This window comes from Streptomyces sp. NPDC001889, assembly GCF_053594535.1.
In genome coordinates this window covers 125476-140629 of the sequence record NZ_JBSFER010000015.1, presented here as the reverse complement: position 1 = coordinate 140629, position 15154 = coordinate 125476, and the positions used below count along the sequence as shown (strand labels likewise).

The window sequence follows — 15154 nt, the reverse complement described above, 5'->3', positions numbered from 1 at the left end:
CTCGGTCCGGTTGCCGGGCCGCCCTCATCCGCTGGTCATTTCACAAACACGCAAGGATGCATCGCTCGCACCGCATTCGCCGCCTTGTCCCTCTGTGCTGCCAGGGGACGGAGCGGTGCACTGGTTGTACCCGGCTCCCGGGCCCCTACAACTGCCCGCGCACACAGCTGGGTTGGTGTTGACCGCACCCCCTCGAGTCCGCGATGAGAGGAAAGTGTCCGATGACTGCTCCCCCGCGTGAAGGCCCTGGCGTCACGGACCTCGCCGGTCCGGACGGTCCCGAGGTGGTGCGGCCCGTACTCGCCCGGGAACTCCCCGAGCCGGCCGCGCGAATCGGGGGGTTCCTCACCGTCCTGGACACCACCGGCGCCCGCGCCACCGCCGAAGACATGCTCACCACCCGGCACGCACATGCCCTCACCGCCCTCGACAGCGTCCCGTATCCGGTGTCGGCCGCCGGCGCCCTGTGGCACATCGCCACCCGAGCCGTGGGGCGCACCTCATGAACCCCCGCAAGCGGGTACTGCTCGCCGCCCCCCGCGGGAGCTGCGCCGGGGTCGACCGCGCCATCGCCACCGTCGAGAAAGCCCTGGAACTGCACGGGGCCCCGGTCTACGTACGCCACGAGATCGTCCACAACACCCACGTGATCGACACCCTCAAAGCCAAGGGTGCCGTGTTCGTCGAGGAGACCGACGAAGTGCCCGAGGGCAGCGTGGTCATCTTCTCCGCGCACGGCGTCGCCCCCACCGTCCACGCGGAAGCCGCTCGCCGCCACCTCGCCGCCATCGACGCCACCTGCCCCCTGGTCACCAAGGTCCACAAGGAGGCCGCCCGCTACGCCCGTGACGGATACGACATCCTTCTGATCGGCCACGAAGGTCACGAAGAAGTCATCGGCACCCTGGGCGAGGCCCCCGACCGCATCACGCTCGTCGACGGCCCGGGCGACATCGACCGTATCGAGGTCCGCGACCCGTCCAGGGTCGCCTGGCTCTCCCAGACCACGCTCTCGGTCGACGAGACCATGGAGACCGTCGCCACGTTGCGGGAGAAAATCCCCCAGCTCGTCGGCCCGCCGGGCGACGACATCTGCTACGCGACACAGAACCGCCAGATCGCGGTCAAGCAGATCGGCGCCCAGTCCGACCTGGTGATTGTCGTCGGCTCCCGCAACTCCTCGAATTCCCGGCGCCTGGTCGAGGTGGCCCTCGGCGCCGGCGCGGGCGTCTCGTACCTGGTGGACTGCGCGGCGGAGATCGACGAGGCATGGCTGGAGGGTGTCTCCACAGTCGGCCTCACCTCGGGTGCGTCGGTGCCGGAGATCCTGGTCGACGGCGTGCTGGAGTGGCTGGCCCAGCGCGGGTACGGCGACGTGGAGACCATCACGGCCGCCACCGAGAATCAGCGTTTCGCCCTGCCCAGGGAGCTTCACCAGGACCTGGAGCCCGAGGCGGATCACACCTTTCGCATTCCGTGACCATGTCACACCGGCGCGCCCGCCGCCTGCCAGAGATTCCCTTCCGAATCCCACCACCGACCTGTCAAGGAGATTGCGTTGTCCCTTCTCTGTGATGCCCACGCCATGGTCCGCGCCTACAGCACCACCTGGTACGAGCCGGTTGTCTCCATGCCTCCTGGCCTGAACGAGGCCACCACCTGCGCGTATCTGTGTATGCGCGGCATCGACGAGATCGAGGACCACCCAGACCTCGACGGAACCACCAAGGCGCGGCTGCTGGAAGGCGTCGCCCAGATCTGGCAGACCCGCTATACCCAGGCCGACTTCAGCTCCGTCTTCCGTGAGCACGCGGCCGTTCTGCCGGAGGTCAGCCTGCGTCTGGGCGAGTGGTCCGTGCTCGCGGCGCCCGAAATCGGCCCCAGAGTGCTGGAGACCTTCGCGGCGATGGCCGAGCGCATGGCCGACTGGGCCCGCGCCGACTTCGCCATCCACACCGAGAACGATCTGAGCCGCTACACCTATGCCGTGTCCGGCACCCTGGTGCTGATGCTGTCCGATCTGTGGGCCTGGCACGACAACACCCGCACCAACCGCACCCACGGTATCGCCTACGGCCGGGCCCTGCAGTCCGCCAACATCCTCATCGACCAGGCCACCGACGCCTCCCGCGGCATCGACTTCTGGCCCGACGGCTGGCAGGCCGACGACATGCTGAACTACGTCCGCACCGAGCTCACCCCGGCAGCCGCCTACGTGGACGCACTGCCACCCGGCCCCGCCCGCACCTTCTGCGCCGAGCCCTTCACCCGCTACCGGTACGCCCTGGCCCAGAACTGAAAGGCCCCCGTGCCCGACCACCCGCCGGCCCATGCGCAGCGAGATGTCGCGCCAGGCGTGGTGTGGCAGGGGTCGTCGTCGGGCCGCGGGGGGAACCCGCGGTCGTCCAGGGGCAGCGGTCACTCCCAGCCAGAGTCCCGACGGCGGCACGCTGGACGTGGTGTGGACTCCTGGCCCGGGATATCCAGGAGATGTCCCGCTACGCACGTACCGAACTCGCTCTGGCCGACCCCTGCGTACACGATTTGCAGCCCGGCCCGCGCACTCTGTGAGCCCTTACCGCCACGGGCACAGCAGGCGCTGGCGCAAACGCCCTGGATCTCCCCCCGGAGCAAGGCGTGAGCGCGGCCTGACGGCTCCCTGCCGGACTGTCAGGCGACTGTCCTGTGGTATCGACGCAAAAGCCATCCGAAGGAGCCCTCCAGCCATGCCATATCTGGATCTGTCCGAACTGGACGTTCCTCAGCTCATCCTGCCGTTCCCGGCCAGGGAGTACCCACAGGCTCAGGAGATCTGCGACAAGACCGATCAGTGGATGCGCGATATCGGTCTCGTGCCCACTCCCGAACGGGAGCGACACCTCATCGAGACCCAAATCAGCCGCTGGTTCCCCGCCGTGGTGCCCTACGGCGACTATTCAACGGTGCTGCTCGGCTCACGTTTCCTGGCGTTGGCCACGATCTCTGAGGACTGGATCGCCGAACAGCACGGCATTTCTCAGGGCAACCTGGCTGCGGCGATGGCCGAGTACATGGCGTGCGAGCGCATCGGCCGGACGTTGCAGCGCGACTCCTCCTCCGAGGCAATTCTGCCAACCATTGTTCACGACCTCAACCAACAATTGCGCGACATCGCCACTCCCGACCAGGTTCTGCGCATCCAGTACCACTTCATGCAGTTCTTCCTGGCATCCAGCACAGAGGCCGCCCATACGAACCAGGGCCTGACCCCGGAGATCGCCGCCTACAAGCGGATCAGAGAACTGACCGCCTGCATGGCGCCCTTCTTTACGCTCTCCGAAATCGCTCGCGGCCTGCACACACCTCTCGAAACCCTGATGCGGCCCGAGACCATGCAACTGACGGCCCTGGCCGGCATCCTGTCAGGAATCAGTAACGACGTCATCGGACTACGACGCGACCTCAGCCGTGACGACACCATGATCTACCCCAGCATCCTGGCCCACCACCAGCACTGCACCTTCCAGGAAGCCGTCTACCAAATGGTGGACGAGTTCCACCGGGACGTCGAAGAGTTCGTGCGCCGTGCCGAGGCGCTCTGCGTCGCGGATCCCCGCCATGGACCTGGCTGGGTCGAAGTCCTCCAGGACGCCGTCGCGGGCAACGTGGCATGGGAGTACTACAGCATGCGCTACACCATGGAAGGCTGGCATCGCTGACCACACGCCCAGAAGTCGGCCACCGCTTGCCTCATCAGGCCGCACACAGCCCGCAGGACACCCGCTCACGACCGTCGGACCCGATGGCCACTGGTCACCCGTGGACCAGGTCACCGACCGCACGCAAGACCCCCGCAGGTCACCGACCTGGCCCACTGCTCGGACGCCTCGCCCGCCAAGCCTTCCGCGCCCAATCTGAAGGGCCGCTGCCAGAAACGGACCTGACGCCCTCTGAGCAGGCACAGCAGAGGCGGTCTCGACGCGGTCGCCGCCGCCCTGGCCGCCCGCACCGCTCGGCCCGCGCCGGCGATACGGCGACCTGTCCTGGATGAACTACCCGTACCACTACGAGGGGCTGAACGGCGCCACTGGCGAGGCCGCCCCCTGGGCCCCCCGATGCCGCTGGCCCACAGGGATTCCTGTACCTCGGCTGCTCACACGCGTGTGCCCACGGTGCGCGGCTCGACCAGCAGCCGCAGTCCGGCGGGGCGCAGCGTCGCGCGGGCCTGCGGGGTGACCTTGCTGCCCGGTGCCGCGTGTATCCGGTGGTGCTGGAGGATGACAGTGAGGGTGGCTGCGGCCTCGGCCAGCCCGAACACGTCGCCGATGCACTTGTGTGGACCGGTACCGAAGGCCAGGAAGCCGGCCTTCTGGGCAGGCGTGATGCGGCCCGGCTGCCACCGGTCGGGGTCGAAGCGGTCGGCGCCGGGGAAGACCGCGGGGTCGTGGTGGAGCGCGGGGACGCTGAAGGCGATGCCCGCGTTGGGGGGCAGGGTGTGGCCGCCGAGTTCGGTGGGGCGTCGGGTGGTGCGGCTCAGCATCCATACCGGTGGGTGAAGGCGCAGTGCCTCCATGAGCACCTGCGTCACTTGCGGCAGCCGGGGCAGGTCCTGGTACGCGGGCGTGGAGCCGTCGAGGACGGTGTCGATCTCGTTCTGGACGCTTCGGTAGAGGTCCGGTCGTGTGGTCAGTTCGTGCAGTGTCCAGGCCAGGAGGGACGCGGTGGTCTCGATCCCGGCGATCATGAAGCTCAGGATGTGTCCCCGTATCTGTTCGTCGGCGGCCCTGGCGTCGAGGCCGTTGTGGGCTGCGAGCAGTACGGTGAGCAGGTCATCGTGGTGCCCGGGGTCGTCGCGCCGGTGGCGGAGCATCGTGTCGATCGCCGTGTGAGTGCGGTGTGTGGCGCGGTTGAAGCGGAGGTTACGGGGCAGCGGTAGCCGTGCGGCTGCCGGGACGGAGGCTTTGAGCGCGAGTCCGGACAGGACGAGGGGGAGGTCGTCCTTGAAACGGGCCAGGACCCGGGGGGACACGGGGTCGGTGAACAGGGACAGGGTGAAGCCGCCGGTGGTGAGACGGGTCATCTCCGGGGACACGTCCAGGACCTTTCCGGCTTCCCAGCCCGCGATGCGCTTCTCGGCGTGCGCGGTGATGCGGCGCACGTAGTCGGGCATCCGGTCGCGACGGAACACGGGCTGGATCAGGCGGCGGTGGGTGTGGTGGAGGTCGCCGGGCGCCACGGCCAGGTTCGCTCCCAGATGTTCCCGGGCGGTGTCCATGACCAGGCCGCCCGTGTCGTAGTCCGCTCTGTCGGTCACCAGGACCTGGTGGACGAGTTCGGCGGAGGTCACGACGTAGACCGTGCGGTGGGTCAGGCGGATGCGCACCAGCGGGCCATGGGGGCGGAGCTGTTCGAAGAACCCCAGCGGATCCCTGGCCAGCCGGCCCAGGTGCCCGATCCCGGGCAGTGCGCCGGGAGCCAGGGGAACTGTCTCAAGGTGTGTGCTCACGATTGCCCTTTCCTCTCCTTGCTGTCGGTACGGTGCGGGCCGCGAAGCGTGTGCTGCTCGGGCGCGGCGATCAGACGCGGCGGGCGGTGATGAGCACGTAGCCCACTTCAGGGAAGGTGGCGAACGCGCCGATGGCGTCCATGCCCTGGTCGATCAGGTCGGTGAGTTCGGCCGGCACGCTGTCGCGCAGGGCGTGCATCGTGGCGGTCAGATGGGTGTACGTGCGGCGGACCTGCTCCCCGATGTCCTCGAACGCCTCCAACTGCCAGTGAGCGGATGCGAGGTGAGTGCGGTACTCGTCAGGCGACGCGAAATTGGCGACCTGGAAGATTCCGGCGGCGGTGTCCACCGCGACTTGGGCCGCGCCGGTGACCGGGCGGCGCAGAAGGAAATCGGTCACCACCAGGTGTCCGCCCGGACGGACGGTGCGGGCGGCTTCGGTGAGCGCGATGGTCCGGTCGGGTACGTGCATGAGGGACTCGATCGCGTAAGCCGCGTCGAAGGTCGTATCGCCGAAGGGGAGCTTCATGACGTCGGCGAAGCGGTAGTCGACGTGCGTGCCGCTCCCGGCCGGCCGCGCCGTCTGTTGGGCGCGTTCCAGTTGGTGGGCGCTGATGGTGATGCCGGTGACGCGTGCCTGGGTCCGGGTCGCGATGCGGGTCGCGGGGCGCCCGGTTCCGCAGCCGATGTCCAGGAGGTGCTGGCCGGGCTGGGCGGCGAGCCGGTCGACGACCATGTCGGTCATCCGGTCGGTGGCCTGTTCCACGGTGGAGGGGTCGTCGGCGCCGTCCCAGTAGCCGACGTGGATGTTGCCGCCCATCGCCTGGGCGAACACGTCGCTGAACTGGTCGTACATCGTGCCGACGCCGGTAGGCGCGGAGCGGTGGGTCATCGCGGTGTCTGCTTCCTGTTGTCGTAGGCGGTCACGGCTGTGGGAGGTGGGGTGCGCTGGGTGCTGCTCGGCGCCGATCTCCGTGCGTCGGCCTTATCGGTCAGCGGGTGCATGGACACGGAGGAGCAGTACATGGCGGGGGAGTCCAAGGGGGTGGTGTGATCCATGGGGGTACTCCTTCCGTGAGACGGTGCGTTTCTCCCCGCCGGCCGGGCGGTGACGGGGCCGGGCGACTCGGGTGGGGAGGGCCGCCGTGGGCGGCAGGGTCGGGGCCGGCGGGTTGGGTGGTGCGCTCAGGGGTTCCCCAGATGTCCGGCAGATCATCGACGGGCTGGAAGGTCGCCCCCGGGAGCGTCCATCGCGCCGGGCCCTGCCGCCCGGCCCCGGCCGGCGGTCCGGTGCGCCGAACGAGCCCGGTAGCCCCCGGCCGTCGTCGGACAGCCGGCGAGCGTCACACCGGGGCGGGACTTGAAGGAGGCCGGTGTGCTGCCCGGACCCACTCGGCCGAGTGGCCGGCCGGCCCGTGTGCGGCCACGTCGTCGGCCGTTGTCCGGGCAGGAACCAGTGGATGACCTCCGCGTTGGACGGCGTGATCCGCATGTCCTGGAGGATCAGGCCATGCTCTTCGAGGACCCGGGCGAGGCAGGCGGGGCTCTTGCGGGTGCCCCGGGCCAGGCGGTCCACGGTGTCGGGGACGGCGGTTTCGTACCGGATCAGGTCGCGCTTGTAGAGGGTGTCGGGGATGACCAGGGGGCCGCCTTCCCGGATCTGGGGGACGGTTTTGACGGACGTCTCGAGGACGTCGTTGAGGAAGCGTGTGTACATCCCGCGCACGACCACCGGGCCGTAGGGAATCTCCGGTTCGGGCAGCAGGTCGACGTCCTGCCCGTCGCACAGGAACAGCCGGATGCGGGCGGCCGCGCGGTGTCCGGTGAGCTGCTCGGCGCAGTACTCCAGCTGCCGCACACTGATGCTGACGACGTCCACGTGCCGGGCCTCGGGGAAACGCTCGACGAAGTAGCGGGAGAGAGGAATCCCCAGCCCCGGCCCAGGTCCAGGATGTGGTCGACCCGTGGCCGGCCGGGTCCGGTCAGGCCCGCGATCCGAAGCTGACGGTCGAAGTGGCGTATCTCGGAGGGGCCCACCGATCCCCGGGGAGGGCCGGCGAGTTCCCCGGCGTCGAGCAGGCCGAACTGGAACAGCAGGTGCTCCGTGCCGAGCGCGTTGTGCCACATCCACGGAGGATCGTCGTAGGTCCGGACGGCCTTGCCGCGGTAAGGACCGGACCGCGGGCTGTCGATCACCTGGATGGCCGATGAGGTCGTTAACTCATGCGTCATGACGCGTCCTCGGGTCGAGACTGCACTGTGCGGGAGCCGCTCGGGCGACGCTCGGGGCAGGAGCGAAGGAGCCCTCAGCGGTGTCGTCGAAAGGCAGCGGCCCAGACGGCGAGCACCCACCGGTGACCCTTGGGCCGAAGGGTCAATACCAGCGCCCCGGACAGCGGCCACGCCGGCGCTTCCGGCAACACGCCGGTCGAGGGAGGTTGGGTTCCCGGGGCTCTCCGGTGTCCAAGGCAATGGGCTTGGCCGGCAGGGTTCTGGGCACGCACAGGGCGCCTCCCGCAGAGTTGTTTACGGCTCTTCCATCCTGATGGCTCGTCCCGCCACGGGACTCGGTCACATCCCGGAAAATGTGTGCACGCGTTGCATGTTTGTGCATTTGTGAGTACCGCGAAGGCGGTGTGATCTTCGCCCAGCTCATGCACACCGGACGGAGCGGCCACCCCGGCCTGCTGTCCGACGGCGTGATTCCCGTCGGACTCTCGCCCGTCGCCGCCGGCCAGGTCTTCACTCGGGAAGGAATGCAGGACTTCGTCGCCCCCGAGGTGCTGACCGAGAGGGGCACCCTCGAAACGATCAACGTCGGTCCGCCACCGGGGTACTGCCGGGAACGGCGGGGCCCGGCAGTTCGGTCCCGGCGTGATGGTCCTCTCTCATCGGGGGCGCGCCGGCGGACGGGGATGCGGGGAGGGGGAGTGGTGGGGGTGAGATATGGCCTGCCCGGTGTTCGTGTCCCGGGCAGGCCACTGCGGGGTTCGGGGCTGTCAGGCGGCGCGGCTGATCCGGTTGACGGGATACGTCAGTGATCCCAGTCCGCCGAGGGCGACATTTCCTCGGAAGCCGGCTCCCACGCATACCCAGCCTTCGTAGGTGCTGACCGTCCTGAGGTCGAGGTTCCACACGGCCCTGCCCTCGATCCCGATGGGCGAGCAGGAGTCCGCGTAGTCCAGCTTCACCTTCGTTCCGGAGAAGTTCTCGTTCTCCCAGAAACAGATCTTGTCGATCGCGCAGGCGATGGGCCGGAACGACTTCGGCCCGCCGTCCTCGACGGACGTCCCGAAGAGTGGCAGCGATCCGGCGCTCTTCCCCGAGCAGTCGTCGCTGTTGAAGCGGACCACCCGCAGATCCCCGCGGTTGGTGACCATCCTGGCTCGCTGGACCGTTCCGTCCGCCAGGGTCATGCTGGTCGGGATGCAGTCACCCTCCACCTGGCCGGTGAGCCGCTGGACCTGTCCGCCCTCGGACGTCTCGTAGAGACAGAACTCTCCCTTCCCGCACTCCTCCGGAGCCGCCGCGGCTGTCGCGGACGGGCCTGCCGCAAGCGCTGTTCCCACCACCGTCACCAGCCCGAGCACCATCATTCCGAACCTGCGTGCCCTACCCGCCATAACCCACTCCCTTACCAACCCACGCCCTGCGGGACACAGAACAATCCCGCCCGCCCGGCGTATGCCATCCGATGAAGCTCCGCTGCCTCTGGCCGGATCATCACAGGACCGATCCCCGTACAGGAAAGAGAGCGGGCGCCTTTCACCGAATCGAGGTACCGGCGAACAGACACGCCGGCCCGCGGTACCCCGGACACGAACAGCCTCCGCGGAACCCATCGCCTCAGGGAATCGAGAACCCGCGGAACGCGCCAGTCGGGTCTGCACCGTCAGGAGCGGTGAACATCATCAGGCACACCGGAACGCATGCTCTGCGTCGGATTCCGGTACGCCGGACAACTTCCGCCCGCGACCGGCACGGCCACCGGAGAATCGATCGCACCAGCCCTTTGACCTGCGACTCCAATGTGACAGAGCCTCATGGACGAACATCTGATTCCAGGGGAGGATGCGTCGGAACATTTCGCATGCGATCAAAGGGCCCACTCCGGGATTTCGGGCATGGAAATCCGCCTGCACCGGTGCGAGTTCCGCCCGCGATTCCGCCGAGTGCCGCGACCGGGCGGCGGCCCGGCTCCGCGAAACCCCGGCCGGCCGTCGAAGCACCCTCGCCGCGTCCGCGTGCGCGGCTCCGGGCTGGTCAAGCGCAGGCTGGGAGCCTTTCCCGGGGAGACAAGGAGCGGCAGCGATGGCGCAGCAGCATGGTCGACAACCACCCGCGGAGTCGGGGGCGACTCTCCCGCCCCCGCGATCCCCGGGGCGGGCCGGCGGCACCGGCCTGCGTCAAGCGGCAGGCCGCGGTTCACGTGCCCGCTGCTCGTGCCGGTGAACCGGCACGAACAGCGGAGACGAAGACGGGGCTGCCTCACGCGACGGCGGTGCCCTCGAGCTCGACCAGCTGGCCGGGGACGGCCAGACGCGTCACACCGAGCATGGTGGTGGTCGGCGAGACCCGGGCGGCACCCAGCCGACCCGCCAGCACACCGTAGTGCTGGAAGAGCGTGTCGACGTCGGTCGTGTAGACGTTGAGCCGGACGAGGTTCGCGAGGGTCATGCCGGCCTCGGTGAGCACCGCCTCGATGTTGTCGATGCTCAGCGCGAGCTGCGCCGCCATGTCACCGTCGTGCTGGGGTTCGCCTTCCTCGCTCATCGCGGTCTGCCCCGAGATGTACAGGGTCCGAGCGTGCCCGGAGACGACCTCACCCTGGTTGAAGCCCAACTCGGCCGACCACGTGACCGGGTTGACGGCGTTACGTTCCATTACCGACTCGCTCCATTCGGTTTGCTGACACTGCGGACGTTCAGCGACTCGGCAGCTGCCGGACTTTGACGTCGTGCAACAGAGCCTTCCAGTAATACATGACATCTTCAGTCATGTATTTGGTTAGAGTTTCCGGATGCGCGCAGACCGATTGGTTGCCTTGGTGCTCCTGCTCCGTCAGCGCGGTCGGATGACCGCGGAGGCACTGGCCCGTGAGCTGGAGGTTTCCACCCGTACGGTGCTGCGGGACGTAGAGGCGCTGTCCGCGGCCGGTGTCCCGGTCTATGCCGAGCGCGGCCGGCGCGGCGGTTTCTCGCTTCTGCCCGACTTCCAGATGGCTCTCACCGGACTGAATCACGATGAGGCGCTCGCCTTGCTCGTGGCCGGATCGCGGCGCGGCGCCCAGCTGTTCGGCCTCGGTTCGGCGCTTGCCTCAGCCATGCTCAAGGTGGTCGACTCGTTGCCCGAGAGCCTTCGGTACACCGCGGCCGGTGCGGCGCAGCGCTTACTCATCGACCCGGAAACCGACCTCCTCTCGCGCCGTGTGGCCGACGAGGAAGTGCCCGACGCCATCGGGGCCGAGATCCGGCGCGCGGTGTTCGCCGGCCACAAGTTGCGCATCCACTACGCGGCGGTGGACCAAGCCCCGAAGTGGCGCACGGTGGACCCCATCGGCCTGGCCGCCGTCCGCGGACAGGGCTACCTCCTGGCCAAGAGAGCAGGCGAGGACCGCACCTACCGGCTGTCCCGGGTGCTGGTCGCCGTGGAACTCGACGAACCCGCGCAACGACCGGAATCCGTCGACCTGGACCGGGCCTGGCAGGAACGTAACGCGAGCTTTCGGACCGGCGGTGACCAGGTCACCGTGCTCGTACGGGTGGACCCGGCGCGGCGGGAGCCTCTGGCGGGCACTGTCCTGGCCGTCTGCTCCGAGGAAGCCGACGCGGACGGCTGGCTGCGGCTGAACGTCATCTTCCAGGATTCGCGACACGCCGAATGGGCCCTGTGGCAGCTCGCCACCCACGCGGAGGTTCTGGCCCCGCAGTGGCTGCGCGCGTCCCTGCGCGACCGCGCCGCCGAGATCGCTGCCCGCTACGGTCCGTCATCCTGAGCAGGACTCCGCTTGTTCTCCATCACCAAGATCTTCCGGGCCCCACACCGGGGCATGCCCCCACACCGGAGCCGGCCCCCGTCCCGGCGACGGCCTCCGGCGACGGCCCGATCGGCTCCCGCGCCAATGCCCCGCCGCGGCCCCGGACCGAAGGTGGTCCCGCCGCCTGTGGTGAACACCCGTGGGCTGTCGTTGCGGCAACACCGGGCGGTGCGTTGAGGAGCTGTGCCGGGGAGGCGCTGGGCGTTGGTGGCGGTCGGAGGGTGAGAACCCCGACGCGCATTCGTGTGCGCCGTCGTCAACTCGTCCGCAGGGCAGGGGGACGCTCGGCCTCGATCGGGTGAGGACGAAACGTTCCGCTGGGTCAAGGAGGCCCCGGCGTGGTCTGGGTGTTGCCAGCATCGGGTTCGCGGTCGCGGCAGCCTTCCGTGACCCGACCACCATCCCGATGTCTCCGAGGAACGGAACCACTTGTGGCACTGACGACCGCCAATATCGCGAGTGAACTCGAAGTGGCGAACCAGGCGGGTGACCCGGAGGCCGATCATCTGGTGTCCGATCTGATCGACAACCGGGAGATCGACGGGGTCAACGCCCTGTTCAGGACGATCGGCACGCTGAGGCCCGGCCAGGATCTGTCCGGCCTGCCACCGCGGCTGGCCACGTTCCTCAAGGGGGCCACCGTCGACCCGCCGGGCTGGAGCGGGGCCGACGTCCGGGCCGCCGAGAGCTTCTTCGACCACCATCACGGCGTGGCGTCGATGCTCCAGGGCACTGTCGGCCTGATCGGCACCTACCTGGCGCCGACGGGGGCGTACACCCTGCGCACCACGGGCCGCCTGGGCGGGGTCAAGGGACCGGGCCGGCGCCTGTCGCAGTCCTCTCGGCTGTTCATCGGCATGGGCGACCGGGGCGCGCTGAGCGACGGCACGCTCGCCGCCACCGTGACCAAGGTGCGCCTGGTGCACGCCTCGGTCCGCCAGCTCCACAAGAAGAGCGGCGCGTGGGACTACGCGAAGTGGGGCGAGCCGGTCTCCCAGAAGTGCACCTGCGGCGCCACCTATGTCTTCAGCGTGCAGATCCTCGAAGCGATGCGGAACCTCGGGCTCACCGTCTCCAGGAACGACGCGCAGGGGTTCATGGGAGCCTGGCACTACATCAACCACTACCTCGGCACGCCGGAGCGGTGGCTGGCACCCAAGGACGTCGGCCAGGCGACGGCCCTGTGGCTCACCGCACGGGACGACGAGTGGAAGCCGACGGAAGACGGCCGGTTCATGACCGCGCAGGCGCTGAAGTTCTACAGGGAGGAGTACCTGCCGGAGCCTGCGTATTCCCCGTTCGCCGCGATGATCCGCACGGCACTGTCCGACAAGTACGCCGACATGGCGGGCATTCCGCGTAACGCGGTCCTGGACACCGGCGCGAAACTCGCCTCCGCCGGCCACGGCATGATGAGCGGGATCGGCGGCGGGCTGCTGGGCGGCACCGCGGGCAAGGCCACGGGGGTCAACCCGTACGACGAGATCATCGGGGTCGCGTCGAAGCAGTTCAACAGGGTCGAGAATTACGCGCTGAGCCGCCAGGGCGACGACCAGCCCCAGATGCACGAGGAAATCGGCGACGACCGCTGACCGCCACCCCACCGCGCGGATCGCCGCTCCGCTGTTCCGGCGCAGTCTCCCGTCGGTGTGCGCCCGTATGTGGACTGGGCCGGGCCTTCGGCGGTCTGTGGCGAGAAGCACGCGGGCGGCCTTCCGGGAAATCCCGGCTCGCCGTCACGAGGATCGGCGTCCCGGCGAGACGTTGTGATCAAGCTCCTCCACAGCCTGGCGCCCGCCGTCACCGGGCCGCTGCCCGCCGACCCCTGGCGACGAAGTAGCTGTCTGGGGGTCTTGTCGTATCGGGTGGCGATCCCGCGGCCTTGAGTTTGTTGGTCAGCGGTCCCACGGTTTCTCCCTCCTCGCGGAGGCCGGCCTCGTGGCTGCCGGACCGTTGGAGACCGCGACTGATCTCTTCCCCTGACCCGACCCTGACCTTTTCCGCGCTGCGTCCCGATCGCCCCTGAGTTCTCCCCGACCTGACCCGGAAAATCCCTGACAGGGGCACCATATGGGCGGCAGCGCACCTACCATGACGACCCTGTCCCGGCCGGGGCCCGCACGTCTGACGCAACCGCTCTTTCACGAGGAGGCTCCATGCCGTTAAGGGGCAGATCCGCACTGCGGCGCATCGCCGTGCGGGGGACGGCCATGGCGGTGGGATTCGCCATGGCCGTCATCACGGGCATCGCCGCCGCTCCCGCAGTCCACGCGTCGCCGTCCGCCACCGGGGCCCTGCGGTGGTTACCGTGTGACGACCCGGCAAAGCCGGGAGCGGAGTGTGCCACTCTCTCGGTGCCGGTCGACTGGGCCCATCCGCACGGGCCGAGAGTCGACCTGGCCGTGGCCCGCCGCAAGGCCACCGACCCCGGCGCACGCGTCGGCTCGATGGTGTTCGGTCCCGGCGGGCCGGGCGACTCGGGTGTGGAGATGGTGGTGCGCCGTATCAGCCGGTTCAGCCCCGAGGTCCGCCGCGGCTTCGACATCGTCAGTTTCGACCCGCGCGGCGTGGGCGGCAGCAACCCGGTGACCTGCTCCGGCGGCCTGCTTGCCGAGCGGCCGTCACCGGAGCTGAAGAGCCAGGCGGACTTCGACGCCACCCTGGCGTACAACAGGCGGCTCCGTGCCGACTGCCGGGCACGTACCGGCCCGGTGTTCGACCACCTTGACACCGCCCAGACGGTCCGGGACCTCGACGCCCTCCGGGCCGCACTCGGCGAGCGGAAGCTGACCTTCCATGGCAGCTCGTACGGCACGCTGCTCGGGGCGCAGTACGCCGAGACCTACCCGCGCCGCGTGCGCGCGCTGGTGCTGGAGAGCGTCATGGACCACAGCGTCGCGACCACCCGTGACTTCCTGCAGTCCGAGGCGGCCGGCGCGGAGGATTCATTCCGGGAGTTCGTGAAGTGGTGCGACCGTGCCGCGGACTGTGCGCTCGACGTCCGCGCCGTCTGGCGGGGCCTGTTGGCCCGGGCCGGGCGCGGCGAGCTGGAGGACCCGGCGAAGCCGGGCACCTCGCTGTCTTCCTCGGACCTGGTCAACAAGATCGCGTTCCGCAAGTTCTACCAGGCCGACTACGCGGGCCTGGCCACGGCGATCGCGGGGATGGACGCGAGCAAGCCGCTGCCCGCGTCGCCCGCCTCGATCGCGCCGCTGCCTTCGGCCACCCCGGTCTTCTGCTCGGACTGGCACCTGCCGGTGCGCGACTACCAGGAGTACACCTCGCTCGTCGCCATGATGAACACGACCGCGCCCGACCTGCCCTACCTGCTGCCGATCCACATGGTAGCGGCGTGTCTGGGCGCGCCGACCGCCAACCCGCAGCACCCCCTGGACGTACATGGTGCCCCGCCGATCCTGGTCTCCAACGCGCTGCACGACCCCGCCACCGGCTACCCGTGGGCGGTCTCGGTGGCCCGGCAGCTCGGCCGCAGCGGCGTACTGCTCACCTACGAGGGCCACGGTCACGGCAGCGTCACCAGCGGCCCGTGCATGGAGGAGGCCGTGGACAGCTACCTCACCGACCTGGCAGTCCCACCCCGGGGCACCAGCTGCCCCGCCGTGCCGTCCTGA

Annotated in this window: 12 protein-coding genes; 8 read left to right on the top strand and 4 right to left on the bottom strand. The window is 69.2% G+C overall.

The features are described from left to right. Positions 1-221 precede the first annotated feature (221 nt). The 4 genes from ACWCRA_RS19050 (at position 222) to ACWCRA_RS19035 (ending at position 3698) form a co-directional block, all read left to right on the top strand. A complete protein-coding gene (locus tag ACWCRA_RS19050) occupies positions 222-506 on the top strand; it encodes a hypothetical protein (protein WP_351546060.1) in 285 nt (94 codons plus the stop codon). After that, positions 503-1480 (top strand): 4-hydroxy-3-methylbut-2-enyl diphosphate reductase, encoded by a 978-nt coding sequence (locus tag ACWCRA_RS19045; RefSeq protein ID WP_351546063.1) that lies wholly within the window; start codon positions 503-505, stop codon positions 1478-1480. The genes ACWCRA_RS19050 and ACWCRA_RS19045 overlap by 4 nt, the downstream gene beginning before the upstream one ends. A gap of 78 nt (positions 1481-1558) precedes the next feature. Then, positions 1559-2299: a squalene/phytoene synthase family protein gene (locus tag ACWCRA_RS19040; RefSeq protein ID WP_351546066.1), complete on the top strand. Its 741-nt coding sequence runs from the start codon at positions 1559-1561 to the stop codon at positions 2297-2299. 427 nt (positions 2300-2726) lie between these two features. Beyond that, the gene (locus ACWCRA_RS19035; protein ID WP_351546069.1) at positions 2727-3698 is read left to right on the top strand and encodes a terpene synthase family protein; all 972 of its coding nucleotides are present in this window, start codon (positions 2727-2729) and stop codon (positions 3696-3698) included. 434 nt (positions 3699-4132) lie between these two features. On the opposite strand, the gene ACWCRA_RS19030 is transcribed toward ACWCRA_RS19035, so the two are convergent. Together ACWCRA_RS19030 and ACWCRA_RS19025 are read right to left on the bottom strand one after the other, a co-directional pair. After that, the gene (locus ACWCRA_RS19030) at positions 4133-5485 is read right to left on the bottom strand and encodes a cytochrome P450 (RefSeq protein ID WP_351546072.1); all 1353 of its coding nucleotides are present in this window, start codon (positions 5483-5485) and stop codon (positions 4133-4135) included. A 70-nt stretch (positions 5486-5555) separates the two neighbouring features. Then, positions 5556-6377, bottom strand: a complete 822-nt coding sequence (locus tag ACWCRA_RS19025; RefSeq protein WP_351546075.1) for an SAM-dependent methyltransferase — start codon at positions 6375-6377, stop codon at positions 5556-5558. Between the two features lie 618 nt (positions 6378-6995). Here ACWCRA_RS19025 and ACWCRA_RS19020 point away from each other — a divergent pair. Continuing rightward, entirely contained in the window at positions 6996-7490 is a 495-nt protein-coding gene (locus tag ACWCRA_RS19020; protein WP_351546081.1) for a hypothetical protein, read from the top strand. 994 nt (positions 7491-8484) lie between these two features. On the opposite strand, the gene ACWCRA_RS19015 is transcribed toward ACWCRA_RS19020, so the two are convergent. After that, complete coding sequence (locus tag ACWCRA_RS19015; protein WP_351546084.1) at positions 8485-9108, bottom strand: peptidase inhibitor family I36 protein; 624 nt, start codon at positions 9106-9108, stop codon at positions 8485-8487. An 865-nt stretch (positions 9109-9973) separates the two neighbouring features. Further along, positions 9974-10369 (bottom strand): RidA family protein, encoded by a 396-nt coding sequence (locus tag ACWCRA_RS19010; RefSeq protein ID WP_451068112.1) that lies wholly within the window; start codon positions 10367-10369, stop codon positions 9974-9976. Positions 10370-10505: 136 nt separating this feature from the next. Between ACWCRA_RS19010 and ACWCRA_RS19005 the strand changes: the two genes are divergently transcribed. The 3 genes from ACWCRA_RS19005 to ACWCRA_RS18995 all read left to right on the top strand — a co-directional run bounded on the left by ACWCRA_RS19005 (position 10506) and on the right by ACWCRA_RS18995 (position 15154). Beyond that, positions 10506-11480 (top strand): helix-turn-helix transcriptional regulator, encoded by a 975-nt coding sequence (locus ACWCRA_RS19005; RefSeq protein WP_451068111.1) that lies wholly within the window; start codon positions 10506-10508, stop codon positions 11478-11480. Between the two features lie 473 nt (positions 11481-11953). After that, complete coding sequence (locus ACWCRA_RS19000; protein WP_451068110.1) at positions 11954-13114, top strand: oxygenase MpaB family protein; 1161 nt, start codon at positions 11954-11956, stop codon at positions 13112-13114. A 564-nt stretch (positions 13115-13678) separates the two neighbouring features. After that, positions 13679-15154 (top strand): alpha/beta hydrolase, encoded by a 1476-nt coding sequence (locus tag ACWCRA_RS18995; protein WP_451068109.1) that lies wholly within the window; start codon positions 13679-13681, stop codon positions 15152-15154.